This window comes from Streptomyces sp. NPDC025638 (genome assembly GCF_055558775.1).
In genome coordinates this window covers 215,050-238,005 of record NZ_JBVHLX010000014.1, presented here as the reverse complement: position 1 = coordinate 238,005, position 22,956 = coordinate 215,050, and the positions used below count along the sequence as shown (strand labels likewise).

24 protein-coding genes are annotated in these 22,956 nt (G+C 70.5%); 12 read left to right on the top strand and 12 right to left on the bottom strand.

Annotated features, from left to right (window positions below; genetic code table 11):
- The first annotated feature begins 253 nt into the window (after positions 1 to 253).
- Positions 254 to 2,416 (top strand): ATP-binding SpoIIE family protein phosphatase, encoded by a 2,163-nt coding sequence (locus ACZ4EG_RS33080; RefSeq protein ID WP_467793242.1) that lies wholly within the window; start codon positions 254 to 256, stop codon positions 2,414 to 2,416.
- A gap of 176 nt (positions 2,417 to 2,592) precedes the next feature.
- Here the strand turns inward: ACZ4EG_RS33080 and ACZ4EG_RS33075 are convergent, their stop codons facing one another.
- The 3 genes from ACZ4EG_RS33075 to ACZ4EG_RS33065 form a co-directional block, all read right to left on the bottom strand.
- Entirely contained in the window at positions 2,593 to 3,777 is a 1,185-nt protein-coding gene (locus tag ACZ4EG_RS33075) for a beta-ketoacyl-[acyl-carrier-protein] synthase family protein (RefSeq protein WP_467793241.1), read from the bottom strand.
- Positions 3,778 to 4,508: 731 nt separating this feature from the next.
- Positions 4,509 to 4,682 carry a hypothetical protein gene (locus ACZ4EG_RS33070; protein WP_467793240.1) on the bottom strand — a complete coding sequence of 58 codons (174 nt, stop codon included), beginning with the start codon at positions 4,680 to 4,682 and terminating at the stop codon, positions 4,509 to 4,511.
- Between the two features lie 124 nt (positions 4,683 to 4,806).
- The gene (locus ACZ4EG_RS33065; RefSeq protein WP_467793239.1) at positions 4,807 to 4,938 is read right to left on the bottom strand and encodes a hypothetical protein; all 132 of its coding nucleotides are present in this window, start codon (positions 4,936 to 4,938) and stop codon (positions 4,807 to 4,809) included.
- Between the two features lie 206 nt (positions 4,939 to 5,144).
- Here ACZ4EG_RS33065 and ACZ4EG_RS33060 point away from each other — a divergent pair, with 206 nt between their 5' ends.
- From ACZ4EG_RS33060 to ACZ4EG_RS33035, 6 genes are all read left to right on the top strand, one after another.
- On the top strand, positions 5,145 to 5,471 hold the full coding sequence (locus ACZ4EG_RS33060) for a rhodanese-like domain-containing protein (RefSeq protein WP_390711796.1): 327 nt from the start codon (positions 5,145 to 5,147) through the stop codon (positions 5,469 to 5,471).
- Between the two features lie 63 nt (positions 5,472 to 5,534).
- Positions 5,535 to 6,764 carry an NAD(P)/FAD-dependent oxidoreductase gene (locus ACZ4EG_RS33055; protein ID WP_467793238.1) on the top strand — a complete coding sequence of 410 codons (1,230 nt, stop codon included), beginning with the start codon at positions 5,535 to 5,537 and terminating at the stop codon, positions 6,762 to 6,764.
- A 126-nt stretch (positions 6,765 to 6,890) separates the two neighbouring features.
- Entirely contained in the window at positions 6,891 to 8,276 is a 1,386-nt protein-coding gene (locus ACZ4EG_RS33050) for an MBL fold metallo-hydrolase (RefSeq protein WP_467793237.1), read from the top strand.
- A 109-nt stretch (positions 8,277 to 8,385) separates the two neighbouring features.
- A complete protein-coding gene (locus ACZ4EG_RS33045) occupies positions 8,386 to 8,967 on the top strand; it encodes a rhodanese-like domain-containing protein (protein ID WP_467793236.1) in 582 nt (193 codons plus the stop codon).
- On the top strand, positions 8,964 to 9,884 hold the full coding sequence (locus ACZ4EG_RS33040) for a sulfite exporter TauE/SafE family protein (protein WP_467793235.1): 921 nt from the start codon (positions 8,964 to 8,966) through the stop codon (positions 9,882 to 9,884). The genes ACZ4EG_RS33045 and ACZ4EG_RS33040 overlap by 4 nt, the downstream gene beginning before the upstream one ends.
- A gap of 135 nt (positions 9,885 to 10,019) precedes the next feature.
- On the top strand, positions 10,020 to 10,319 hold the full coding sequence (locus tag ACZ4EG_RS33035) for a hypothetical protein (RefSeq protein WP_467793234.1): 300 nt from the start codon (positions 10,020 to 10,022) through the stop codon (positions 10,317 to 10,319).
- Here the strand turns inward: ACZ4EG_RS33035 and ACZ4EG_RS33030 are convergent.
- From ACZ4EG_RS33030 to sqr, 3 genes are read right to left on the bottom strand one after another with little or no spacing between them, the layout of a single operon-like run.
- The gene (locus tag ACZ4EG_RS33030) at positions 10,306 to 10,779 is read right to left on the bottom strand and encodes a DsrE/DsrF/DrsH-like family protein (RefSeq protein WP_390711790.1); all 474 of its coding nucleotides are present in this window, start codon (positions 10,777 to 10,779) and stop codon (positions 10,306 to 10,308) included. The two genes, ACZ4EG_RS33035 and ACZ4EG_RS33030, sit on opposite strands and share 14 nt — an antisense overlap.
- 13 nt (positions 10,780 to 10,792) lie before the next feature.
- Positions 10,793 to 11,110: a TusE/DsrC/DsvC family sulfur relay protein gene (locus ACZ4EG_RS33025; RefSeq protein ID WP_453552922.1), complete on the bottom strand. Its 318-nt coding sequence runs from the start codon at positions 11,108 to 11,110 to the stop codon at positions 10,793 to 10,795.
- A 19-nt stretch (positions 11,111 to 11,129) separates the two neighbouring features.
- Positions 11,130 to 12,371, bottom strand: coding sequence for a type III sulfide quinone reductase, selenoprotein subtype (gene sqr, locus ACZ4EG_RS33020; protein ID WP_467793233.1), 1,242 nt, complete (start codon positions 12,369 to 12,371; stop codon positions 11,130 to 11,132).
- Positions 12,372 to 12,648: 277 nt separating this feature from the next.
- Here sqr and ACZ4EG_RS33015 point away from each other — a divergent pair, with 277 nt between their 5' ends.
- Together ACZ4EG_RS33015 and trxA are read left to right on the top strand one after the other, a co-directional pair.
- The gene (locus tag ACZ4EG_RS33015) at positions 12,649 to 13,101 is read left to right on the top strand and encodes an OsmC family protein (RefSeq protein ID WP_467793232.1); all 453 of its coding nucleotides are present in this window, start codon (positions 12,649 to 12,651) and stop codon (positions 13,099 to 13,101) included.
- Positions 13,102 to 13,216: 115 nt separating this feature from the next.
- On the top strand, positions 13,217 to 13,588 hold the full coding sequence (trxA, locus tag ACZ4EG_RS33010; protein WP_467793231.1) for a thioredoxin: 372 nt from the start codon (positions 13,217 to 13,219) through the stop codon (positions 13,586 to 13,588).
- Between the two features lie 50 nt (positions 13,589 to 13,638).
- Here the strand turns inward: trxA and ACZ4EG_RS33005 are convergent, their stop codons facing one another.
- On the bottom strand, positions 13,639 to 14,226 hold the full coding sequence (locus tag ACZ4EG_RS33005) for a rhodanese-like domain-containing protein (protein ID WP_467793230.1): 588 nt from the start codon (positions 14,224 to 14,226) through the stop codon (positions 13,639 to 13,641).
- A gap of 81 nt (positions 14,227 to 14,307) precedes the next feature.
- Here ACZ4EG_RS33005 and ACZ4EG_RS33000 point away from each other — a divergent pair, with 81 nt between their 5' ends.
- Positions 14,308 to 14,595 (top strand): metal-sensitive transcriptional regulator, encoded by a 288-nt coding sequence (locus ACZ4EG_RS33000; protein WP_263215692.1) that lies wholly within the window; start codon positions 14,308 to 14,310, stop codon positions 14,593 to 14,595.
- Positions 14,596 to 14,614: 19 nt separating this feature from the next.
- Here ACZ4EG_RS33000 and ACZ4EG_RS32995 read toward each other — a convergent pair whose 3' ends face one another.
- From ACZ4EG_RS32995 to ACZ4EG_RS32985, 3 genes are all read right to left on the bottom strand, one after another.
- Positions 14,615 to 15,361, bottom strand: a complete 747-nt coding sequence (locus tag ACZ4EG_RS32995) for a sulfite exporter TauE/SafE family protein (protein ID WP_453552932.1) — start codon at positions 15,359 to 15,361, stop codon at positions 14,615 to 14,617.
- Positions 15,358 to 15,744: a rhodanese-like domain-containing protein gene (locus ACZ4EG_RS32990; RefSeq protein WP_467793229.1), complete on the bottom strand. Its 387-nt coding sequence runs from the start codon at positions 15,742 to 15,744 to the stop codon at positions 15,358 to 15,360. The genes ACZ4EG_RS32995 and ACZ4EG_RS32990 overlap by 4 nt, the downstream gene beginning before the upstream one ends.
- Positions 15,745 to 15,806: 62 nt before the next feature.
- Positions 15,807 to 17,168: an MBL fold metallo-hydrolase gene (locus tag ACZ4EG_RS32985; RefSeq protein ID WP_467793228.1), complete on the bottom strand. Its 1,362-nt coding sequence runs from the start codon at positions 17,166 to 17,168 to the stop codon at positions 15,807 to 15,809.
- A 179-nt stretch (positions 17,169 to 17,347) separates the two neighbouring features.
- Here ACZ4EG_RS32985 and ACZ4EG_RS32980 point away from each other — a divergent pair, with 179 nt between their 5' ends.
- Positions 17,348 to 17,752 carry a DUF302 domain-containing protein gene (locus tag ACZ4EG_RS32980; RefSeq protein ID WP_453552938.1) on the top strand — a complete coding sequence of 135 codons (405 nt, stop codon included), beginning with the start codon at positions 17,348 to 17,350 and terminating at the stop codon, positions 17,750 to 17,752.
- 69 nt (positions 17,753 to 17,821) lie between these two features.
- Here ACZ4EG_RS32980 and ACZ4EG_RS32975 read toward each other — a convergent pair whose 3' ends face one another.
- Complete coding sequence (locus ACZ4EG_RS32975; protein WP_467793227.1) at positions 17,822 to 19,081, bottom strand: M64 family metallopeptidase; 1,260 nt, start codon at positions 19,079 to 19,081, stop codon at positions 17,822 to 17,824.
- Between the two features lie 887 nt (positions 19,082 to 19,968).
- On the opposite strand from ACZ4EG_RS32975, the gene ACZ4EG_RS32970 reads away from it, so the two are divergent.
- The gene (locus ACZ4EG_RS32970; protein WP_453552942.1) at positions 19,969 to 20,343 is read left to right on the top strand and encodes a hypothetical protein; all 375 of its coding nucleotides are present in this window, start codon (positions 19,969 to 19,971) and stop codon (positions 20,341 to 20,343) included.
- Positions 20,344 to 20,551: 208 nt separating this feature from the next.
- Here the strand turns inward: ACZ4EG_RS32970 and ACZ4EG_RS32965 are convergent, their stop codons facing one another.
- Positions 20,552 to 22,924 (bottom strand): SpoIIE family protein phosphatase, encoded by a 2,373-nt coding sequence (locus tag ACZ4EG_RS32965; RefSeq protein WP_453552944.1) that lies wholly within the window; start codon positions 22,922 to 22,924, stop codon positions 20,552 to 20,554.
- Between the last annotated feature and the right edge of the window lie 32 nt (positions 22,925 to 22,956).

Here is a 22,956-nt window from a genome sequence, read left to right as displayed (position 1 = left end):
GCTGACCGGCTGCGGCTTCCACGTCGCCGGCATCGACGCCGACGTGCCCGGACCTCACCGGAGCCGTCGGCGCCGGTGCCGGCGCCCCAGCAGTCCTGCCGCGGTCGTCGCATCCACGGCCCCCGGCAAGGTGTGCTCCGCCCCACCGGCCACTGCACTCCTCACGGTCCGCGTTCACCGCGTGATCCGCCGATGTGGGCGAAGCGACTCCCGATGTTATTCAATGAGGTGTGCCCGTCAGGGAGAGAGCCGCATGGACTCCACACCCTCCCCTTCGTCCTCTTCGCCGTTCGAACTGGTCAGCAGCGCTCTGGGGCGCTACATCCCGAGCGGCGGAGCGGCAGCGGCCGCGCGTCCTGCCGACGCGCAGGGCGACCGCACCACCGGCCGACGCGTACCCGACGACGCGGCAACCAGCCGTCAGGAGCAGATTCTCGGCGCGGTCAACCTGGACAGGGACCTGAGAATCACCCGCTGCAATCTGGACGCCCCCGTATTCGCGGGTCTGGACGCCGTGGTCGGGAGCGCTTTCGTCGATCTCCTGCCTCCCGGGGACATACCGACAGTCACCAGGCGGTTGCGGCAGGTCCTGGAAACCGGTGAGGCGCACGTCGCCCGGATCCAGCGCCTGCGGCGCGGCGACGGGTCGGAGCTGGTGGTCTCGCTGAGCATCCTGCCCGCCGCCGTGCCCCAGGAAGGCCTGACCGTCTCCGTGATCGCCATGGCCAGGCGGCTGCACCTGTACGCCGCCGAGACCGCGATCGGCACCTCGCTGGACATCGGCGAGACCGCGCAGTCGCTGGCGGAGTCCCTGCTGGCCTGGGGAGACGTGGCCGCCGTCGACCTCGACTTCGCCGTGTGGACGGGCGAGGGAGTCACCGAGCGGGCGCAGGGGCGCATCCGGCTACGGCGGGCGGCCCTGGTGCCCGACCGGGCATGGCCCGAGGGCTATGTGACTCCGGGCGACGATCTTCCCAGCGACGCGAGTCGCCTGCTGGCGCAGGCAGTACAGCGGGACGATGCCCCGCAGGCCATCGTCATACCCGACCGGGAGGCGGTCGAGCGGGTACTCGGCAGTCCGCGAGTGATGCGTGCCCTGGTGCCCGGTGACCGGTCGGCGGGTGTGGCATGCATACCGCTGGTCCTGGACGGCCCGCCGCCTGTCGTACTGGGCGTGGCGGAGGTCTGGCGGCGGGCGGACTCTCCCTTCCGCGACAGCGAGCTGTTCGACCTGCAGGAACTGGTGGCCAGGACCGTCCATCACGTCGACCTGGCCCGTCAGCACCAGCGCGAGCACACGCAGGTGCTGGCGTTGCAGCGCCGGCTGCTGCCCCGGGCGGGCGGGGACACCATCGAGATCGCCAGCGTCTACCAGCCCGCCACCCCCGACAGCGCGGGCGTCGGCGGCGACTGGGTGAACAGCTTTCCGCTGCCGGACGGCCGCACCGCGCTGGTGGTCGGTGACGTCGTGGGGCACGGCCTGGGAGCCGCGGCAACCATGGGCCAGCTGAGCATGGAGGCCCGCGCGCTGCTGTCCGCGGGACTGGCGCCCGACGAGGTGCTGCAGCACCTGGACGAGACCGTGACGCTGCTGGACGACTCGGAGTCCGGGCTGGCCGCCGGTTACAGCGCCCTCGGGTCGACCTGCTGCATCGCCCTCTACGACCCGGTCAGCCACGACGTGGCGCTGTCCAGCGCCGGCCATCTCCCCCCGGTCCTGGTGTCCCCGGACGGGCACGCGGGCCCGCTCGCGGTCCGCCCTCATCCCGGGCTGGGCGCCGAGTTCGCGCTGCGGGAGCCGTTCGACGTGCACACGTTCGGCGCACCCCCGGGCTCCCTGCTCGCCCTTTACACCGACGGCCTGGTGGAGGATCCGGCCCTGTCGATCGACGAGGGCATCGGCAGGCTGGCGGACGCCGTGTCCACGGTGCACCCCTGGGACACCCTGCAGCAGGCCGCACGGCGCGTCGTCTCCACTCTGGCGCCCGTGCGTCAGCGCGACGACGTGACCCTGCTGCTCGCGCGCATGATCGGATACCGCAAGGGGGACACCGCGACCTGGCGGCTGCCCGCCCGCTACGACGCACCCGCCCGTGCCCGCGCACAGGTATCCGCGCTGCTGCGGCAATGGCGTACCAAGGACGACACCCTGGACAACGTGCTGCTGCTGATCAGCGAGCTGGTCACGAACGCGGTGCGCTTCGCCACCGGTCCCATCACCGTACGGCTGATCAGGGCCGGTCATGGCCTGCTGTGCGAGGTGGGCGACACCGGCAACGGCAGTCCACGTCTGAACCGGGGCGGCCTCCTCGACGACGGCGGTCGTGGCCTGTACATCGTGCACAGGCTCAGCACCCGGTGGGGGGTGCGGTGGACGGACACCGGCAAGGTGGTCTGGGCGGAAGTCGCCAGGTGACACGGCCGCAGGGCGGCGCGCGGCCGGCGTATGGCACCTGAAGCGCGGCGAGGGTACGGGCGGCGTGCGCGTCCGCCGGAGCCACCGACGGTACGCACGGCGCCCTCAGCTGTACAGGTGTCGTGACCTGTGATGCGGGCGACCCGTTCTGCTGGTACGGGTCGCGCGGGCTCGTACTACAGCCACTCCCCCTCCAGGGCGGTGGCGGTCAGGCCCGGTGCCGCCGCGTACAGAACGGCGCGACTGCCCGACTTCTGCCCGGCGTCGTGCGCCCGCCGCATGATGTCGAACACGGCGGCGCCTCCGCGGTTGCCGCTGGTGTAGCTGTCCCGGCTGTGGTCCAGCAGCCCCGACGGCCACGTGTCGGGCATCGTCTGCTCCATGTACTCCAGCACCCGGGTCCCGCCGGGGTGGGCGAGCAGCACGTCGGGGTGCCAGGAGTCGGGGTTGTCCTGGTAACGGACGCGCAGCCACTCCCACATCGCGGTGACCGTCTCCTGTACGGCGCGCGGCCCACGCCGGTCCATCACGAAGTGGGTGCCGTCCGACCTCGTCTCCAGGCGGTGCAGGTCGTGGGTGCCGGGCAGGGTGTGGTGCCAGGCGGCGTCCAGCCGCAGCATCGACTCGCGCCTCGGGCGGCCCGTGACCACCGCGGCGACCGCGGTGTCCGCGAACAGCAGCCGGACGATCAGGGACTCGAGGGTGTCGTCCGCGGGCTGGTAGGTCGTGCTCAGCGCCTCCGCGATCACGACGAGGACCACCCGGTCGGGGTCCGCGGCCACGAGTTCCGCCGCCAGCGCCAGGGAGCGGGTCCCCGCGATACAGGCCCACTGCGAGGCCGGCAGCAGCATCACATCGTTGCGGAGCTGAAGCTTGTTGGCCAGGGAGATGTCCAGACCCGGCAGCGCCGGGGTGGTGGAGTGACTGGTGATCAGGCAGTCGATGTCCGCGGCGTCCAGCCCGGCGATCTGCAGGGCACCGCGCGCCGCACGCTCCCCGTAGGACTGCACGGCCTCCCAGGCCGGCGCGGTGCGCTCCTGGACGGTCTGCGGCGCGGGTATCGCCTCAAGGGCGGCGATCACACGGTCCACGTCCTGCTGGCTGAACCCGTCGCGTGCCAGCGCCTCTTGGGCCGGCCCGATGCCGACAGCCTGCAGGCCGTTGCCCTTGCCCGGCGCGACGGCGGTCTCCAGCGGCAGCATCCACCCGCGGGTCTCGATGCCCGTACTGGCCGCGATGCCGTCGATCCGCGGCGCCCACGCCGCGTGCGGGTGCCGGTCGCGCACCTCCGCCACGATCTGGCTGGTCTTCACGGCGTGCTCGCCGTGTATTACGGCAGGAGGACAGAGGTAAGCGGCCATAATGTGGCACCTTTCCGGGGGAACAAGCAGGAATGTCACGAGTGCTGTGTCATGGGTCACTTTGGGACTTCGCGCCCAAGAGGTTGCCGATGGGCTCCACTTCGGGAGTCGGTAGCCGTTTCGAGCATGGACGCTAAACGGACATTTGCGCTGTGATGCATGCAACTTGGGCAGCCTTGGAATGCGTGACACGGCACACACCGCCGCAATACGGACCCTCAATCCAGTTCCGCAGGTGACTTCCCGTCAGCCAGGGAAAGCGCCTGGTCATTGCCGCCGTAGCCGGGAGACACGCCGACGCCCCTCACCTTCACGGCCGGCCGCCTTCGACGCGAGCATCACTAATCGCACGCTTGCTCTTCCCTCGGCTTGCACCGATGCCGCAGCCGCCGGAGCCGGGCGAGCCGATGAGCCCAGACTCACGGACCGCATGGGCCGAGGACAGCGACACTGAACCAGCGGGAGCTCACCCACCCACAAGCGGAGCTTGGGCCAACCCGGAAGCTGACAAGGCGGCCGGAGTCGCCCTTGCCGTTGTGGCCGTGGCCGCCGGGGTGGGCTACTGGATCGAGCACCGCTGATCCGGTGCCGGTCGGCAGCACGAGATGTGGGGTCCGGCTTTCATCGAGGCCATCCGGCTGATCTCATGTGCTCCGTTGTGACCGTGAAGCGGGCCTCCGCACATGGCCAGTGACCTGACGGATCGTCATCGCCGTGACCGCGGCCCTCACTCACTCCGTACGCAGAACCCGGGCGGTGGCCTGCCGTGCCGCCGCGCGCGCCGGAATCGCCGCGCCCAGTGCGGCGATCGCCACCCCGGCCGGCACCAGCAGCGCCATCGCCCCGGGGCGCCACACGTCCGGCATCCGGGCCGGGACGGCGAGTTGGGCAGCAGGCTCGATCATCAGGATCACCTCGTGGTACGCCGCGACTCCGAGCGACAGCCCCAGGATCCCCCGGCCGGCCCCAGCCCGGCCATCGGCAGCACCATCATCACGGTGACCCGGCATGGCGTCATGCCGATCGACGTCAGCGCTGCACGGTGAGCCGGCTGCCGGCCGAGTTGACAGGTACCGCGCCGCCCCGCTCCATGGCCGCCGCTTTCCTCTCGCCGCCCTCGTCGTCCGAGCAGTTGATCACCACCCACGGCTGCACGGTCACCGCGCCCCTCGGACCGGGCCGCGGCACGCGGATGACGCACCGGCTGCTCAGAGCCCACCACAGGGATCACGACCGGTTCCCGGCCCTGACGCCGAGCCTCGGATTGCCCCGCGGGCAAATACCCCACGGGGTATTTGACGCTCCTCGCCGGATGGCCGTACTCTCGCCGAAGAGATACCCCTGGGGGTAATTGAGGAGGCAACCAATTGGCTCGTGAAGTGACACCCGAGGCATGCGCCGCGGCCTGGGCCGACGGTGCGCTCGTGGTCGACGTACGGGAGGCGGAGGAATACGCGGCCGGGCACGTTCCCGGCGCGCGGCTGATGCCGCTCCGCACCGTGCCGGCCCGGTGCGACGAGCTGCCCGCCGACCGGCCGGTGTACGTGATCTGCGCCCGTGGCAACCGCAGCAGGACCGCCGCCGACCTGATGACCTTCCGCGGCATCGACGCCTACTCCGTGTCGGGCGGCACCGACGCCTGGGCCCGCGGCGGGCGCCCCCTCGCGGCCGGTTCGCACGAGCACGCCGCCTGACCCCCGTCCGACACCCGCACACCCGCACACCCGCACACCCGCCAGCTGGAAAGGAGAGCCGTCTTGGCCGCCACCCCCTCCCCCACCGACGCACCGATCTCCGGCCGCCACCGCGTCGCCGTCATCGGCGGCGGCAGCGCCGGCATCAGCGTCGCCGCCCGCCTGCGCCGCGCAGGCGTCAACGACATCACCCTGATCGAACCGTCCGACACCCACTGGTACCAGCCGCTGTGGACCCTGGTCGGCGGCGGCCAGGCGACCCTGGGCACCTCCCGGCGCCCCGAGGGGTCGGTGATACCGGACGGCGTGCGCTGGATCCGCCGCCGCGCCCTGGCCGTCGACCCGCAGGCCCGCACGGTGACCCTGTCCGGTGGCGGCGAACTCGCCTACGAATACCTGGTGATGGCACCGGGACTCCAGCTCGACTGGGGTGGTGTCCCCGGCCTCGGCGAGGCCGTGGGCCATGACCGGGTGAGCAGCAACTACGCACCCGAGTACGCCCCACGCACGTGGGAGCTGATCAAGCAGATGCGCTCGGGCACGGCCGTGTTCACCCATCCGGCAACCCCGCTGAAGTGCGGCGGCGCCCCGCAGAAGATCGCCTACCTGGCCGCCGATCACTGGCGCAGGCGGAAGGTCCTCGACAATATCCGGATCGTCCTCGTCATCCCCGATCCGGCCATGTTCAAGGTGCCCGCGTGGTCACAGGTACTGGAGAAGGTGGCCGACCGGTACGGCATCGAGGTGCGGCTGCGCTCCGAGATGACCGCCGTCGACGGTGACGCCCGCGAACTCACCGTCACCGACCACGCCGGCGGCACGAAGGAAATCCTCGGCTACGACTTCCTGCACGCCGTGCCGCCGCAGAGCGCGCCCGACTGGGTCAAGGCGAGTCCGCTCGCCGATCCGGCCAGCCCCCAGGGCTTCGTCGCCGCGGACAAGCACACGCTCCAGCACCCGTCGTACGACAACGTCTTCGCGCTCGGCGACGTGGCGAACCTGCCCACCTCGAAGACCGGCGCGGCCGTACGCAAGCAGGCCCCGGTGGTCGCCGCGAATCTGCTGGACGTGATGAACGGACGCTCCCTGTCGCGCCGGTACGACGGCTACACGTCCTGTCCGCTGGTGACGGCCCGCGACCGGATGCTGCTCGCCGAGTTCGACTACGACCTGAACCCCACACCCACGTTCCCGCTGCTCGACCCCTTCAAGGAGCGCCGCACGATGTGGCTGTTCAAGCGGTACGGCCTGCCGCCGGTGTATTGGCACGGCATGCTCACCGGCCGCCTCTGACCGGTCGGCCCGGGCATCCCCCGACCCGGGCCGGCCACCGCCCCCGCCCTCCGACAAGGGCGGACCAGACCCTTCCACATACCCCCCGGGGTAATTGATCGCATCCGCTATGGAGGTCACCCGACCATGTTCTTCGCCCAGTACTACCTCGACTGCCTCTCCCAGGCCTCGTACATGATCGCCGACGAGACCACGGGCAAGGCCGTCGTCATCGACCCGCGCCGCGACGTCTCCGAGTACCTCACCGACGCCGCCGCCCACGGTTTCACCATCGAGGCGGTCATCAACACCCACTTCCACGCCGACTTCCTCGCCGGCCACCTGGAGCTCGCCGACCGCACCGGCGCCTGGATCGGCTACGGGCAGCGCGCCGAGGCCGAGTACCCCATACACAAGCTGACCGACGGCGAACGCATCAGCCTCGGCGACGTCCAGCTCCAGATCCTCGAAACCCCGGGTCACACCCCGGAGTCGATCAGCGTCCTGGTGTACGAGCACGCGGACGACACGGTCCCCTACGGCGTGCTGACGGGTGACGCGCTCTTCATCGGCGACGTCGGCCGCCCCGACCTGCTGGCCTCGATCGGAGTGACCGCCGAGGAACTCGGCAAGATGCTCTACGACACCGTCCAGCACAAGCTGATGGCCCTCCCGGATGCCGTGCGGATCTTCCCCGCCCACGGCGCCGGCTCCGCCTGCGGCAAGAACCTCTCCACCCAGCGCCAGTCCACCATCGGCCAGCAGCGTGCCACCAACTACGCCTGCCGGCCGATGAGCGAGGAGCGGTTCGTGGAACTGGTGACGGCGGGGCAGCCGTCCGCGCCCGCCTACTTCGTCTACGACGCCATCCTCAACCGCAAGGAGCACGGCCTGTTCGACGCGGCCGCCGTGCCCCGGCCGCTGTCGGTGGAGGAGTTCATGGAGCGGCGTGCGGCGGGAGCGGTCGTGATCGACACCCGCTCGCCGCAGGACTTCGCTCCCGGGTATCTGCGGGGCTCCGTCAACGTGCCCGCGGACGGCCGCTTCGCCGAGCAGGCGGGCATGGTCGTCGCCCCCGAGCAGGAGGTCGTCGTGGTCGCGCCGCAGGATCGCGAGGAGGAGGTCGTCACCCGGCTCGCCCGGATCGGCTTCGACAAGGTCGGCGGGTATCTGCGCGAGCCCGAGGGCGCCTTCCCGGCCCTGGCCGACGAGATGGAGCAGGCAAGCCGCCTGTCCGCCGACGAACTGCGCCCGCTGCTGGACGGCGACGAAGCACCTCTGGTTCTGGACGTGCGCAACACCTCCGAGCGCGAAGAGGGCTTCATCGAGGGCTCGTTGCACATCCCGCTGGCCGAACTGGCCCGCCGTATCGACGAGATCCCGGCCGACCGGCCTCTGGTCGTGCACTGCGCCGGCGGTCACCGCTCCTCCATCGCCGCCAGCCTGCTGCGGCACAAGGGCCGCACGGACGTCTCCGACCTGCTCGGCGGCTACGGCGCGTGGCTCACCCTGCCCGCGTCGGCCGACGTCTGATCCACCCGCGAACCGGGCGGCGACCGGGGCACCGGACGCCGCCCGCTCCCCATAAAAAAAGACGCTTCACAGACAAAAAGAACGCCTCACGGACAACAGGGAACCCCCGATGACCCTCCATGCCGACACATCACGTCTTGATCCCGCCGCTCTGCGCGAGCTGACCCAGTCGGGCCAGGGCCCGCGTCTGCTGGACGTGCGCACGCCCGGCGAGTTCCACACCGCGCACATCCCCGGCTCCTACAACGTCCCCCTCGACACCCTGCGCGAGCACCGCGCCGAACTGCTCCACCACCTCGACGAGGACGTCGTCCTCATCTGCCGCTCCGGCGCCCGCGCCGCCCAGGCCGAACAGGCCCTCGCCGAGGCCGGGTTGCCGAACCTGCGCGTCCTTGACGGCGGCGTCATGGCATGGGAGTCCGCCGGCGGCCCGCTCAACCGAGGGCCTGAGCGCTGGGACCTGGAGCGCCAGGTCCGGCTCGTCGCCGGAAGCCTGGTGCTGGTGACGGGCGTCGCGGGCCTGTTCGTGCCCGGACTGCACCTGATCGGCACGGCCGTCGGTGCCGGGCTGGCCGTCGCCGCGCTCACCAACACCTGCGCGATGGGCATGCTGTTGTCGAAGCTGCCCTACAACCGCGGCCCGCGCACCGACCTCGACACGGTCGTCGCCGCCCTGCGGGGTGCGTCATGATCGCCGTCATCATCGCCGCTTCCCTGCTCATCGGCGTCAGCCTCGGCATCCTGGGCGGCGGCGGATCCATCCTGACCGTGCCGATTCTGGTCTACCTGGCCGGCATGGAGACCAAGGAGGCCATCGCCACCTCCCTGTTCGTCGTCGGCGTCACGAGTGCCGCCGGGGTCGTCTCGCACGCCCGTGCCGGACGCGTCCGCTGGCGTACGGGGCTGCTGTTCGGTCTGGCGGGCATGACCGGCGCCTACGCGGGCGGACGTCTGGCCGAGTTCATCCCCGGCACGGTCCTGCTCATCGCGTTCGCCCTCATGATGATCGCCACCGCGGTCGCCATGATCCGGGGGCGGAGGCAGGCGCCGAAGAAGGTCCATCACGAACTCCCCGTCCTGCACGTGCTGTTGGACGGCATCGTCGTCGGCCTGGTCACCGGACTGGTCGGCGCCGGCGGAGGCTTCCTCGTCGTGCCCGCCCTCGCGCTGCTCGGCGGCCTGCCGATGACCGTCGCGGTCGGCACCTCACTGCTGGTCATCGCCATGAAGTCCTTCGCGGGCCTGGCCGGTTACCTCGCCAGCGTGCACATCGACTGGGGCTTCGCAGCCCTCGTCACGGCGACCGCCGTGGTCGGCAGCGTGATCGGCGGTCTGCTCGCCGGACGTATCCCGCAGGACGCGCTGCGCAAGTCCTTCGGCTGGTTCGTCGCCGTCATGGGCGTGTTCGTCCTCAGCCAGCAGATCGGCACCGACCTCCGCCACACCCTGCTGACCAGCCCCTGGACATGGGCCTCCGTGGCCGCGGCCGCGGGGATCGCCTTCAGCTGGTACATGCTCAGGCGCTCCGGACGAACACCGGAGCGGACGAGCGACGCCCCGGCGATGCCGGACAACGGAAGCCCGGATCGCCTCGCCACCCGCCCGTGAACGGGAAACGCGCGCCCCGCGCCGGGGAACAATGCGGCCTCGCGTGACGCTGTTGCTTATACCCCTCCGGGTATTCAGATCGCAGACGACAGCCGAGGGGGACCGTCAGCAACCCGGCGGAGGAGCGTGAGGACCATGACGACGACAGGACGTGACCGGCCCACGACGAGCGAGGACAGCTGCGTAGTGACCACCTGCGGGCGCAGGATCGCCGTGCGGTATCTGCGGCTGGCGTCCGCGGACCGGCCCATCGGCCGGGTCACTCTGGACGTGGGCCGCGACCAGGGCGGCGAACCGGGCGTGTGGGCGGCGCTCACCGCCGACGAGGCACGTGACCTGGCCCGCCTGCTCCTTCTGCAGGCAGGCCAGGCCGAGAGCGGCGCCTGGCCCGTCGTACCGACCCGCGAGGACCCCGGTCATCTCAGGTGTAGATGATCTGGCTGCCGGCCGCACGCTCGTAGAACTCCCCGACCGTGATGATCCCCTGGACCTGCTCGACCAGGTCGTCCTTGTCGAGTTCGAAGAGGTCGACGGACGCCTTGCAGGCGTAGATGCCCGCGCCAGTGTCGGCGATCATCTCGATGAACTCGGGGATCGGCGGGATGTCGAGCTTGTCCATCTTGCGTTCCATGTACCGGGTGACCAGGTCCGGCACGCCCGGCATGCCACCCAGCAGGGTCGGCAGGTGCAGGCCCGGATTGCCCACGGTGGCCAGCTTGATGTGCTCCCAGCGCTTCTTCGTGATCGCGTCCAGGCCGAAGAAGGTGAAGAACAGGTCGGCCTCGATGCCCTCGGCGCGGGCGCCGTTGGCCATGATCAGGGCCGGGTAGATCCCTTCCAGGGATCCCTTGGAGACGATGATCGAGACCTTCTCGATCGTTGCGGTGTCGGCCATGACGGGCACCTCCTCAGATGCAGCCGCGGGGCTTGGGAATCCCGGCGATCTTCGCGGCAATCTTCGCCGGGCCCTTCGGGAAGAGCTGGTAGAGCTCCTTGACGCTCACACCGGAGGTCTTGCCGAGCACCCGCACGGTGGGGCCGGTGCCCTTGGCCGCGTACTGCTCGCGCATGAAGCGGATGACCGTCCAGTGCCGGTCGGTCAGTTCGTCGATCCCCTGCTCCCGGGCGATCTGCTCGGCCATCGGCTCGGTCCACTGCGCGGGGTCGGTGAAGAAGCCTTCGTCGTCGACGGGGACGGCGGTGTCGGCGTAGGTGGCGGTGGGCATGACGGTGTGCTCCTCTCGGTCAGGCGGACACGTGGTTCTTGCCGCGCTCGGGCATGGCCGAGCCGATGCCGGGCACTTCTCGGCCGGGCAGCAGGCTGTGCCAGTACAGCCATTCGAAGGCGAGCTTGCCGAGGTGGCTCGCGTGCGACTCCTTCAGCAGCGGCAGGCCGACGGGGCCGGGGAAGTGGCCGGGCAGTGGCTCGGTGTCGTAGTTGAAGTCGATGAGCAGGGCCTTGTGGAAGCCGGTCTCCACGAAGCAGTTCGTGTGCCCGTCGAAGGCGGCGTCCAGCGGCTGTCCGGCGAGGAAGCGCCCGATGTTGTGCACCAGCACCTCGCCCTCGAAGTGGGCCACCGAGCCCGCCTTCGACGCCGACAGGCCGGCCGCGTCGCCGATGGCGAACACCTCGGGGTGGTCCGGGTGTTGGAGGCTGTGCGGGTCGACGGGGATGAAGCCCAGCTCGTCGCCCAGTCCCTCGGAGCGGCCCACGTACTCCGCGCCGGCGTGCAGCGGCACGACCACCGCCAGATCGAAGGGCACCTCGCGCTCGTCGTACGACACCAGCCGGCCCCCGGCACCGTCGACCTCGCCGAGCGTGAACTCGGTGACCAGCTCAACTCCCTTCTCCTTGAGCAGCCCGCCCAGCGCCTTGGCCGCGACCGGCTTGGTGAAGGCCGCGTCCAGCGGGGTGACGTACGTCAGCTCGACCCGGTCCCGGATGCCTCGCCGCTGGAAGTACCAGTCGGCAAGGAACGCGAACTCCAGTGGCGCGACGGGGCACTTGACCGGCAGGTCCGCCACGTCGATGACCACGCGGCCGCCGTCGAAGCGTTCCAGCGCGTCGTGCAGACCGGTCGCGCCGGGCAGGTCGTAGAAGGTGAACACCTTCTCGCCCCAGCCGGGACCGGTCAGTCCCTCGGTCTCCTCCGGCAGCAGCGTCGCTCCGGTGGCGACCACGAGGATGTCGTACGACAGCCGGATGCCCTCGGCGAGGTGCACCGTGCGGGCGTCCAGGTCGACCCGTTCGATCCGCGCCTGCTTGTAGTCGACGGCCGTGTCCAGCTGCCGGGGACGCGACCGCACGAGGTGGCGCGGCTGGGCGAGCCCGAACGGCACGAACAGCAGGCCGGGCTGGTAGAGGTGGTCGTCGTCCTGGTCGACGACCGTGATCCGGCATTCGCGCCGGTCGTATGTGCGACACAGGCGGTTCGCCGTCATGGTGCCGGCGGTTCCGCCGCCAAGAATCACGATGTGTTTGCCCATGTCTTCACTGTCGTACGGGAGATGCCGGCCGGGCATGGGCCTCTCGTCCCCACTCGGGTACCCACCCGGGTATGTCTTCGGCCGGGACCACCGGCCCTGGGGGTCCGCTCATTCACCGCGAACCGCCTGGAAAAATACCCCACAGGGTATATCGGTGCGAGAATGGGTGCGAGGGCCGAACGGTCCTCGGCAGACCCCGTCGGCCCCTCGCCCCACCCCCGCGCTCAGTGGTCGACTGGATTCCGGAGCAGCCGACACCAGCGAGAAGGGCTCGGCCATGACCGGCAGCACACCTCACACCCTCAGCGCGAACCGCCCGCAGTCCACAGCCGTGCACCGTCTTGAGGTCACCCACGTCGAGCAGGACACCTACACGGTGGACGTCCGAGGACACCGCCTCCGGGTCGACCAGCCGCCGGAGGCGGGCGGCACGGACACCGCACCCACCCCGACCGAGCTGTTCGCGGCGTCGCTGGCCACCTGCGTCGCGTTCTACGCGGGGCGCTACCTCCACCGGCACGGACTCCCCCGCGCGGGCCTGCGCGTCCGCACGGAGTTCACCATGGCCACCGACCGCCCGGCCCGGGTCGCCTCCCTGCGGGTCGTGGTCGTCCCGCCGCCGGAGCTGCCCGAAGAGCGCCGCGCGGCGCTGCTGGCCGTGGCCTCGCACTGCACGGTCCACAACACTCTCCACCAGCCGCCCGAGATCGATATCGCGCTGGAGCCCTGAGGCCGATCCCTTCCGTCACCACTGGTCCTGGTCCGCATGGAACAAACCCGACCCTGCACCGGTTGAACCCAGCAGATACCCCACTGGGTATATATGCAGGAGGAGAGGGAGCCCCATGTCGACCGTCGAACTGACCAAGGACAACTTCGAGGAGACCGTCACCGGCTCCGACATCGTGCTGATCGACTTCTGGGCCGCCTGGTGCGGGCCGTGCAGGATGTTCGGCCCCGTCTACGAGAAGGCGGCAGAACGCCACCCGGACATCGTGTTCGGCAAGGTCGACACCGAGGCACAGCCCGAACTCGCCGCGACCTTCCAGATCTCGTCCATCCCCACGCTCATGGCGGTCCGCGACCGGACCGTGCTGTACGCCCGGCCGGGCGCCCTGCCGCCGCAGGCGCTGGAGGAGCTCATCGGCAAGATCCGGGCCGTCGACATGGAGGACGTACGCCGGCAGGCCGCCGCGGGTCAGGCGGGCGGGAACTGACGGCACAGGGCACCCACAGCGGCTGCGTGGGTGCCCTGGACCGCAGGGGTTCAGCGGTTGCGGAGAGCGGCGAGCGTGGCATCCAGGTCGGCCGCGCGCGGGCGGTTGTGCGGCAGCTTGCCGAGCATGACCGCCATGCCGCAGGTGTTCGTCAGGGCGGAGAAGACCAGGCCGCCCGCGATACCGGCCGAGATCAGCAGGAGGGCGGGGTGCACGAGCAGGCCCAGCGCGAGGCCGAGGAGAACCATGGTGCCGGCGGTGAAGCGCACCTGGCGTTCCATGCTCCAGCCGGCACGGGTGTCGCAGGCCGCCGGTGTGTGCAGGTCGTGCCCCTCGGCGGCCCAGGCGCCGGTGCCGCCGGCGAGGGTCGCCGTGGCGATGCCGTGCGCGGCCAGGAGCCGGCAGGCGTTCTCGGAACGGGCTCCGGAGGCGCACACGACGAGGACGTCACCGCGCTCGGCCGCGTCCCGGATCTCCGGCAGCGCCCGCCGGATGTGGTCCACGGGGATGTTCAGCGCGCCGGGCAGGTGGCCCGAGGCGTACTCGGCGGGCGTGCGCACATCGATGACGGTGAACTCGTGCAACCGGGTGCGGGCCTGGTCCGTGCCGAGTGTGACGGGAGCGGGGGAGTTGGTCATGGCAGCTGTGATCCTTAATGGTCGACGTCGTCCCGAACCGGGACGTACAGTACCCCTAGGGGTATCTTTCGAGGAGTGATCGTGGAACTGGAGCTTGAGGGTGCGGGCCTGAAGGCCGTGCTGAACCGGCTGCGCCGGGCACAGGGGCAGATCTCCGGTGTGATCCGAATGATCGAGGAGGGGCGCGACTGCGAGGACGTCGTCACGCAGCTCGCCGCCGCCTCGCGCGCGCTGGACCGCGCCGGTTTCGCGATCATCGCGACGGGCCTGCAGCAGTGCGTGACGGACATGGAGTCCGGCCGTAAGAACGGCGAGGACCCGGAGGCGATGCGCGCCCGCCTGGAGAAGCTGTTCCTGTCTTTGGCGTGATCATTTCTTGAGGCCCGCCTCACGCGACCGCGTCGATCAGCATGAAGCCCGCCACGGCCAGCAGCGCCAGGGCGAAGATCCGCTGAAGCGTGTGCCCGGAGACCTTCGCGGACAGCCGTCTGCCGTCCCAGGCGCCGAGGATCGCAGCCCCGATGAAGGGGCCCACGACCGCCCAGTCCAGCCCCTCGACCGTACCGGCCCGGGTCGCCAGCGCCGCCAGTGAGTTGACGGTGATGACCAGCAGGCTGGTGCCCACCGCGTTGCGCATCCGCATGCCGAGCACGCCCACCAGCGCCGGTACGGCGAGGAAGCCACCGCCGACACCGAGGATGCCGGTGACCGCGCCGAGCCCCGCACCGGCCGCCGCGGCGCGCCCCGGCCGTACCGTCACGGTGCCCTCCGCAGCCGGCCCGGAACGCAGCATACGGATGGCGGCCGCTCCCGCGACCACGGCGAACGCCGCCGTCAGTGCGGCCTCCGGGACGCGGGCGGCGAGCGCACCGCCCAGCATGGCCGGACCGATCCCGGCAGCCGCGAACAGCAGCCCCGTACGCCACCGCACATTCCCGTCGCGGGCATGCGCGATGAGCGCGGTGGCCGAGGTGAACGTGACGATGACCAGACTCGCGGTCGTCGCCCCGACCGGACTGAAGCCGAGCAGGTAGATCAGCGCGGGGACCGCCAGGACGCTGCCGCCTCCCCCGAGCGCGCCGAGCGCCAGGCCGATGACCGCTCCGGCGGCCAGGGCGAGTATGACCGCGCTCACGCGACGGTGCCGTTACGGCCGCGGTCGTCCACCACCGGCAGACCCGCTTCGGCCCAGTCCCGCATCCCGCCGATCACGTCCACGGCCCGGGAGCCGCGGGCGGCGAGCAGCTCGGCCGCCTGTCGGGAGCGGTTGCCGGAGCGGCAGATCACGACCAGGGGCCGCGCCTGCGCGTGAGCGGGCAGCTCCGCCCCGGCGGCCAGGGCGGACAGCGACAGGTGCACGGCTCGCGGCGCGTGCCCCGCCTGCCATTCGTACGGTTCGCGCACGTCCAGCAGCACGGCGTCACCGCCGTCGTCGGCCGCGCCGTGCCCGGTGCGCACGGCCGCCTCCTGCACGCTCACGCGCCCCGGGCCGCGCCGGCCTCGTCGGAAGATGCTCATCTCGGTTTCTGGCTCCTGTGTCCCATGTCGGTACGGAATTTCGGCGTCTGCGCCCTGCGCCGTCAGGCGGTCCGGACGGTGAGTCCCGCCTTCTCGGCCGCGTCGAACGAGTCGTCCACGGCGACGACGTCCCGGCCCGCGGCGTCCAGCAGGGAGGCGGCGATCGCGGCACGCATTCCGCCCGCGCAGTGCACCCACACCTCGCCCTCGGGAACCTCGTCCAGGCGGCGGGGGAGGGTGTGGATCGGGATGTGGACCGAGCCCTCGACGAACCCACTGGCCCGCTCCGACGCCCGGCGCACGTCCAGGACGACGACGTCCTCGGACCGCCCGGCGAGGTCGGCGAAGGTTCCCCTCGGGAAGGAGGCCGGCGCCTCGCCCTCGCGCATCCAGTCGGCAGGCCCGCCCGTGGCCGCGGCGGCCGGCCGGTCGATACCCACCCGCACCAGCTCACGCTGGGCGGCAGCGAGCTGCTCGGGCGACTCGGCGAGCAGGGTGACCGGCTTGCCCCAGGGGATCAGCCAGGCCAGATACGTGGCGAGCTGCCCCTCCGCCTCGAAGTTGAACGAGCCTGCGACATGCCCTTGGGCGAAGGCGACCCGGTTGCGCAGGTCCACCACCCACTCCCCCGCACCCAGCCGGGCGGCTATCTCCTCGGCGTCGGCAACGGCGGGCGGGGTCAGGTCGACGGGCGCAGGTCCGGCGGCGTTGGCCGGGCCCATGTGCGCGTAGTAGGCGGGGACGTCGTCCAGGCCGGCCAGCAGATCGGCGACGAAGGTGTCGACATCCCGGGTGAGGGCCTCGTTGGACGCCTTCTCCTTGCCGATGGTCGTGGCGCTGCCCTCGGCCTGGGAGGACGAGCAGAAGCTGCCGAACCCGTGGGTGGGCAGCACGGCCGTCTCCTCGGGCAGTTCGGCGGCCAGCCGGTGCGCGGAGGCGTGCTGGGCGCGGGCCAGGCCCTCGGTCAGCCGGGGCTCGACCAGATCGGGGCGGCCGACGGTGCCGATCAGCAGCGAGCCACCGGTGAACACCGCGGCCGCCGTGCCGTTCTCCTCCAGCACATAGGAGGTGTGGTGGGGGGTGTGCCCGGGCGTGGACAGCGCACGCAGGGTCAGGCCGGCCTCGGGGTCGACATCCGTACGGTCACCGTCGTGCACCGGTACGCGGTCGAAGGCGACGCGGGCTCCGGCGGGCACGAGGTAGGCGGCGCCCGTGACCCGGGCGAGCTCCAGTCCGCCGGTGACGTAGTCGTTGTGCACGTGCGTCTCGACGACGTGCGAGATCCGCACCCCGCGCCGAGCGGCCGCCGCGATCACCTGGTCGAGGTCGCGCGGCGGGTCGACGACCACGGCCGTGCGCTCACCGCCCGCGAGATAGCTGCGGTTGCCGAGTCCCGACACCTCGATCGTGTCGATGAAGAACACGAGGTACTCCCTTCCAGTGATGGATTACCCCAGGGGGTATACATAGGAAGGTAACATGATTACCCCATGGGGTATTTTCAAGGGCCGGAAGGCCCGGGGAAACCACCTCGTGAGCACGTCGCACGCGGCCGGACACCCGCCCCCGCCACGCGAGCCGATCAGAAGGGCAGACCACCGCCATGCGCTACGACCGCACCGTCCACCTCGACACCGACTTCGCCACCGCCGTCGCCCGCACCCGCGAGGCCCTCGCCGCCCAGGGCTTCGGCATCCTCACCGAGATAGACGTCACCGCCACACTCAAGGCCAAGCTCGACCACGACATGGAGGACTACGTCATCCTCGGCGCCTGCAACCCGCCCCTCGCCCACCGCGCCCTGGAGACCGACCGCTCCATCGGTCTGCTGCTGCCCTGCAACGTGGTGGTCCGCCGCGACGGCGACCGCACCGCCGTACAGGTCCTCGACCCGAACACGATGGTCGCCCTCACCGAACTCGACGCCCTCCGCCCGGTCGCCGAGGAAGCCACCCGCCGCCTCGACGCCGCCCTCACGGCCCTGGCGTCGACGGACACGACCGGCTGACGGCCCTCCCCGTGAGCGCGGGTGTCCGGTACCCATCTCCTCCCCCGCTGTCCCGGGCGGGCCGCTGTGTCACCGCACCGTCCACGTCAGTGAGGTGGTCGTCCGCGCCCGGACCGCTGGATCCCGTATTGCCGTCGCGTGGTCGGTCACGATGGCCGTGACTTTGTGGCCGCGGCCTCGGACGCCCAGTTCACGTGGTGTCACCGACACCTCGCCCGTCGCCCACATCACCTGCCTGCCGTCGGCGTACCAGGTCAGTTCGAGGTCGGCGAGGCCGCTCAGCGGTGCGAGACGTACCGTGATCCGGCGCCCTGGCCCGATCGGCCGGGATCGAGGGAGGGAGGAGGTCAGCGCGTCCGCGTCGGCATAGAAGCCGGCGATCATCGCCTCGCGGCCGACGACGTTGAACACCGTTGAGGCCAGGGAGCGCATGATGGACGTCTCGGTCGGACGGTAGACACCCTCCTCGTAGTACCCCCCGCCTTCGTACGTGCCCACAACCGAACCGGACGGGTCCTGCTCCCCGAGCCAGCGGTACCACTTCGTCGCGCCCGGATCGCGGCGGAGGGTGAGGTTGGCGGCGGCCGGCTCCTCGGCCGAGGGGTACGTGCCGTAGCCCGTGTATTGGTACTCGTCGGCCAAGTGACCTATGGAGTGGCCCAGTTCGTGGGCGCCTATGAGGTACGACCTGTCGTTGTCGGACGACATCGTGGCCACCCCGTGGAAGCTCGACCCCGACGGCAGGTCGGCAGCGGAGTAGCCCGCGCCGCCGTACTTGGTGGAGTTGGCGACGACGAAGACGATGTCGGCGTCCGGGGCCAGGTCGGCGTACCGCGCGACCTCATCGGTGTCGACGCACAGCAGTCGCTCGATGCCGTCGCAGAAGAAGGAGGCGTCCAGCGCGGTGTCCTTGACGACGTCGGCCCCCGGATCACCGGAGACGCCGGACTCGTTGGAGACGGTGTTGACCAACCAGATGTTGAACAGGCCGCGGTAGCTCCGGTACGGCTCGATACCGAAGATCGCGTCCAGCTTCTCCTCGGCGTCGACGGCGAACTCGCCCTGCTCGTCGGCCGTGTAGCCGTCGCCCATCACCACCAGGTCGAGCCGCCCGGACACCGGACCGGTGCGCTGGAGTGCCTTCACCGCCGAAGTGGCGCCCGCCGGTGTCGGCGTGTGGCGGGCGATCCGGCCGGGGGCGCCCGCCGGGACGGTCACCTGGCGGGGCTCGGACAGAGGCCCCGGGAAGTACTCGACGTGCTGAGTGCGGACCGGAGGGACGGCCGCCTCCGCCCGCCCTGGATTCACTCCGCCGACCAGCGCCGTCATGGCGGCCAGGACAGCCCCGACAGCGGTGACCCAACGCATACGCGGTCTTGCGCGGTACGACACGGCGACCTCGCTCAAGTATTCAGTTAAGTGGATTTAACGCCGCGCTTAATGTAGGAGACGGGGCCGCAACTGGCAAGGCTGACACCACAGTTGACCGAAGACTGAGAGCCGCTACTGCGTGACAGCGTGACCGCTGCGGCAGATCGACGTACCGGTGACGGCGGACCGCGAGGACGTACAGGTGAGCGCGGAGGGCGGCCGGGTGCCGGCGGCCACCGCCGACGGCCCGCTACAACGCCGTCGCATCCCGCCTCGATCACGGTCAAGGCAAGCCCCACGACCGTGAAGGCCGGACACACGGTCCACTTCGCCGGGCACACTACCGGCATTCGGGCCGGAGCATCGGTGATGCGGCAGATGGACAAGAACGGTAAGTGGGTTCCGCTTCACGTCAACTCCAAGATCAAGAAGGGCAACGCGTACGCCCTCGCGACCCGAGTGACCATGAAAGGCACACGGCAATTCCGTGTCGTCTCGGGCAAGACCCACTCCCCCACTGTCAACGTGACAGCGCAATAGGCCATTTCCCCACCGAGGGACGGAGCACCCTCGGTGTACGGCCGCTCCGCGTCTGACAGTGACCCTCAAGCCGGAGCGGCCGCCCTTGCGTCCGCGCCACCGCGCTTCGATCCGTCCCGCGGGTGCATCCAGCCCCGCGCGTCAATCCTGGTCATCGGGCGAGCTTCACAGACCGCCTTTCGATCATTGTGTGTCACCTGTGGAGAGACACCCCTCGGGCTGGATCCGCCCGCCTACGGTGCGGCCACGAGGGCGGGTCCCAAGCCGACGGCCCGCCGCAGCCGACAACCAAAGGGGAGGCTTCGATGACGAGTGTGGAAGTGTCACTGAAGGAGATGATGGCGGGGGTCGACGGGGCGCTGGGGGCGGCGGTCGTCGACTACACCAGCGGCATGGCCCTGGGCACCCTGGGCGGGGGCAAGGGCCTGGATCTGACGGTCGCCGCGGCCGGGAACACGGATGTCATCCGCTCCGAGGTGCGCACCATGGAGCATCTGGGTCTCAAGGGCCAGATCGAGGACATCCTGATCACCCTGGAGAAGCAGTACCACCTCATCCGGCTGGTCGCCGGTCGTAACGGCAACGGACTGTTCCTGTACCTCGTACTCGACAAGACCCGCTCCAACCTGGCGATGGCTCGCCATCAACTCAAGAAAGTGGAGGAGCAGATCGAGGTATAAGCCGTCCCAGAGCCGGGCTGACGCATGCTCATGACTTGAAGAGTTCTTCAAGTCATTACATGCACATGATCCCAATTCGTGTATGCGGACAGCGCGGCCCCGGCCGGGAAAGGCCTGGCGGGGTGGGCGCTCCGAACGGAGCTTGCACCGCCCCGCACCCTCGGCGAACCGGGCGTCGGTGAGCAGCGCGGCCGCATCCGATCTCCCGCTAAGGGAAGGTCAGTTCGGCCCAGATGGTCTTCCCGGATGCGGTGTACCGCGTGCCCCAGCGCTGGGACAACTGGGCGACGAGGAACAGGCCCCGGCCTCCCTCGTCGTCCCGACGCGCTCGCCGCAGGTGTGGTGCGGTGTGCGCGTTGTCGGACACCTCGCACAGCAGGCAGCGATCCTTGATCAGCCTCAGCATGACGGGTCCGGTGGCGTACCGCATGCCGTTGGTGACCAGCTCGCTCACCACGAGTTCAGCGTTGAACGAAAGTTCGGACAGGCCCCAGGTCTCCAACTGGCGCTCGGTCAGTGTGCGGGCATGAGCCACCATGGCCGGGTCGGGCGGCAGCTCCAGGTCCGCCACATGGTCGGCGTCGAGCCGCCGGGTGCGGATGAGCAGCAGCGTGGCATCGTCCACCTGTGGTCCGGGCGGCAAGGCCGACAGCGCCCGGTCACACAGCTCCTCCAGCGGGCATCGTTGCCAGGTGAGCACCTGGGCCAGGCGGTCGATCCCGCTGTCGATGTCAGTGCGCCGGTCCTCCACGACACCGTCGGTGAAGAACGCCACCAAGCTGCCGCTGGACAAGCTCAGGTCGACGTTCTCGTAGGGCAGGCCGCCCAGCCCCAGGGGCGGTCCCGGCGTCAGCGAGGACAAGGCCACCGAGCCGCTCGCATCGGCCACGATCGGCGGGGGATGGCCTGCGCTCGCCCAGGTGCACCGGCCGTTGACGGGGTTGTAGATCGCGTACAGGCAGGTCACCCCGAGCGCCTCGTCGCTCAGCCAGTCATTCGCGTGGGGTTCCGAGTCCTGCGCGACCAGGCCGTCCAGCCGGGTGAGCAACTCGGCCGGGTCCAGGTCCAGCAGGGCGAGGGTCCGTACGGTGGCGCGCAGCCGGCCCATGGTCGCGGCCGCGTGCACGCCGTGGCCCACCACGTCGCCGACGGTCAGGCCCACTCTGGCACCGGACAGTGGGATCAGGTCGAACCAGTCGCCGCCCACGCCCACGCGGTTGTCGGCAGGCAGATAGCGGTACGCCACGTCGACCGCGCTCTGCTCGGGCAGGTGCTGTGGCAGCAGGCTTCGCTGCAGTACCAGGGCCGCCGCATGCTGGCTGGTGTAACGGCGGGCGTTGTCGATGCCGACGGCGGCTCGCTCGGCCAGTTCCACGGCGAGCGTCTGCTCCTCGGGCCCGAAGGGGTCGGGGTTGCTGCTGCGCCGGAAGGTGGCGAGGCCCAGGACCGTATCGCGGGTGAGGAGCGGGACGAACAGACAGGAGGGCGAGGCGGCCGATCCCCTCTCGCCCGGCGCCTCGGGCGGTGAGTCGTCGACGACGGGGCGGCTGGTGGCCAGACTCAGAGCCTGCGGTGACGACGGTGCGTAGGAGATGGGACTGGTCGAGAACTCCTCCGGGGTCCGGCCGTGCAGCCGCAGCAGACTGTGCCCCGGCGCCGAGCCCGTCGGCGGCTGCCGTCCCTCGATGACCGCCGGCGGCAGATCCACCAGCACTTCGTCGGCCAGCTGCGGTACCGCCACGTCGGCGAGCTCCGCGGCCGTACGGCGCACGTCCAGCGAGGCACCGATGCGCTTTCCTGCCCGGACCAGCAGCGACAGTCGTTCCTGGGCGCGGTAGCGGTCGGTGATGTCCAAGGACTCCTCGAACAGTCCCAGCAGCTCGCCGCGGGCGTCCACCAGCCGGTGGTACGAGCAGGACCAGACGTGCTCGCGCACCGGGTCGGCGGGGGCGCGGCCGCGATAGTGCATTCCCATGATCGGTTCGCCCGTCGTCATGACGTGCTCCATGATCTGGTCCTCGTCCGGGGGGTGGTGCCGGGAGATGAATTCGCCTTCGGGAAAGAGATCCGCGGCCGGCCGGCCGATGTACCGGCCGATCCCCGCGAGCTCCAGATCGGTGGAGACGTTCCCCCAGACGACGCGCATGTCGGTGTCGAAGATGGTCAGGCCCACGGTCGACTCGGTCGCCATTCCCTGGAGCATCGCCAGCTGCGCCTCCCAGCCGCGCAGCGCCTCCAGCTCGGCCGCGACCACGACGGTCGCGGCGACACCCAGGTGTTCGAGGGGACTGAACGTCACGGCCGCGCGCAGGGTGCGTCCGTCCCGACAGCACAGGTCCAGGACGGTGCTGCGGGGCTTGTGCGTCTTGCAGAGGGCCGACAGCCGCTGCCCGGGGGCGGACGCCAGCAGTCGACCGGCCGGCTTACCGAGCACGTCCTCCGGTGAATGTCCGAGGAGGCGCTGGGCCGAGGCTCCCCACCCGGAAATGCGGCCTTCGGCGTCCAGTACTGCGGCAGCGGCCTTGGAGAGGTCCAAAGGACTATGGAAATCGACGTTGGCCGTATTCGGAAAACGATCCATGACACCGCTTCCCTCCGTGCCCCCTCAGCATC

Bases quoted from the DNA above. Each gene is read 5' to 3' on its own strand.
- ACZ4EG_RS33080 (WP_467793242.1), top strand. From the start codon at position 254: ATGGACTCCACACCCTCCCCTTCGTCCTCTTCGCCGTTCGAACTGGTC.
- ACZ4EG_RS33075 (WP_467793241.1), bottom strand. From the start codon at position 3,777: ATGGCCGCTTACCTCTGTCCTCCTGCCGTAATACACGGCGAGCACGCC.
- ACZ4EG_RS33070 (WP_467793240.1), bottom strand. From the start codon at position 4,682: ATGATCGAGCCTGCTGCCCAACTCGCCGTCCCGGCCCGGATGCCGGAC.
- ACZ4EG_RS33050 (WP_467793237.1), top strand. From the start codon at position 6,891: ATGTTCTTCGCCCAGTACTACCTCGACTGCCTCTCCCAGGCCTCGTAC.
- ACZ4EG_RS33045 (WP_467793236.1), top strand. From the start codon at position 8,386: ATGACCCTCCATGCCGACACATCACGTCTTGATCCCGCCGCTCTGCGC.
- ACZ4EG_RS33040 (WP_467793235.1), top strand. From the start codon at position 8,964: ATGATCGCCGTCATCATCGCCGCTTCCCTGCTCATCGGCGTCAGCCTC.
- ACZ4EG_RS33035 (WP_467793234.1), top strand. From the start codon at position 10,020: ATGACGACGACAGGACGTGACCGGCCCACGACGAGCGAGGACAGCTGC.
- ACZ4EG_RS33030 (WP_390711790.1), bottom strand. From the start codon at position 10,779: ATGGCCGACACCGCAACGATCGAGAAGGTCTCGATCATCGTCTCCAAG.
- ACZ4EG_RS33025 (WP_453552922.1), bottom strand. From the start codon at position 11,110: ATGCCCACCGCCACCTACGCCGACACCGCCGTCCCCGTCGACGACGAA.
- sqr (WP_467793233.1), bottom strand. From the start codon at position 12,371: ATGGGCAAACACATCGTGATTCTTGGCGGCGGAACCGCCGGCACCATG.
- ACZ4EG_RS33015 (WP_467793232.1), top strand. From the start codon at position 12,649: ATGACCGGCAGCACACCTCACACCCTCAGCGCGAACCGCCCGCAGTCC.
- trxA (WP_467793231.1), top strand. From the start codon at position 13,217: ATGTCGACCGTCGAACTGACCAAGGACAACTTCGAGGAGACCGTCACC.
- ACZ4EG_RS33005 (WP_467793230.1), bottom strand. From the start codon at position 14,226: ATGACCAACTCCCCCGCTCCCGTCACACTCGGCACGGACCAGGCCCGC.
- ACZ4EG_RS32990 (WP_467793229.1), bottom strand. From the start codon at position 15,744: ATGAGCATCTTCCGACGAGGCCGGCGCGGCCCGGGGCGCGTGAGCGTG.
- ACZ4EG_RS32980 (WP_453552938.1), top strand. From the start codon at position 17,348: ATGCGCTACGACCGCACCGTCCACCTCGACACCGACTTCGCCACCGCC.
- ACZ4EG_RS32975 (WP_467793227.1), bottom strand. From the start codon at position 19,081: ATGACGGCGCTGGTCGGCGGAGTGAATCCAGGGCGGGCGGAGGCGGCC.
- ACZ4EG_RS32970 (WP_453552942.1), top strand. From the start codon at position 19,969: ATGACGAGTGTGGAAGTGTCACTGAAGGAGATGATGGCGGGGGTCGAC.
- ACZ4EG_RS32965 (WP_453552944.1), bottom strand. From the start codon at position 22,924: ATGGATCGTTTTCCGAATACGGCCAACGTCGATTTCCATAGTCCTTTG.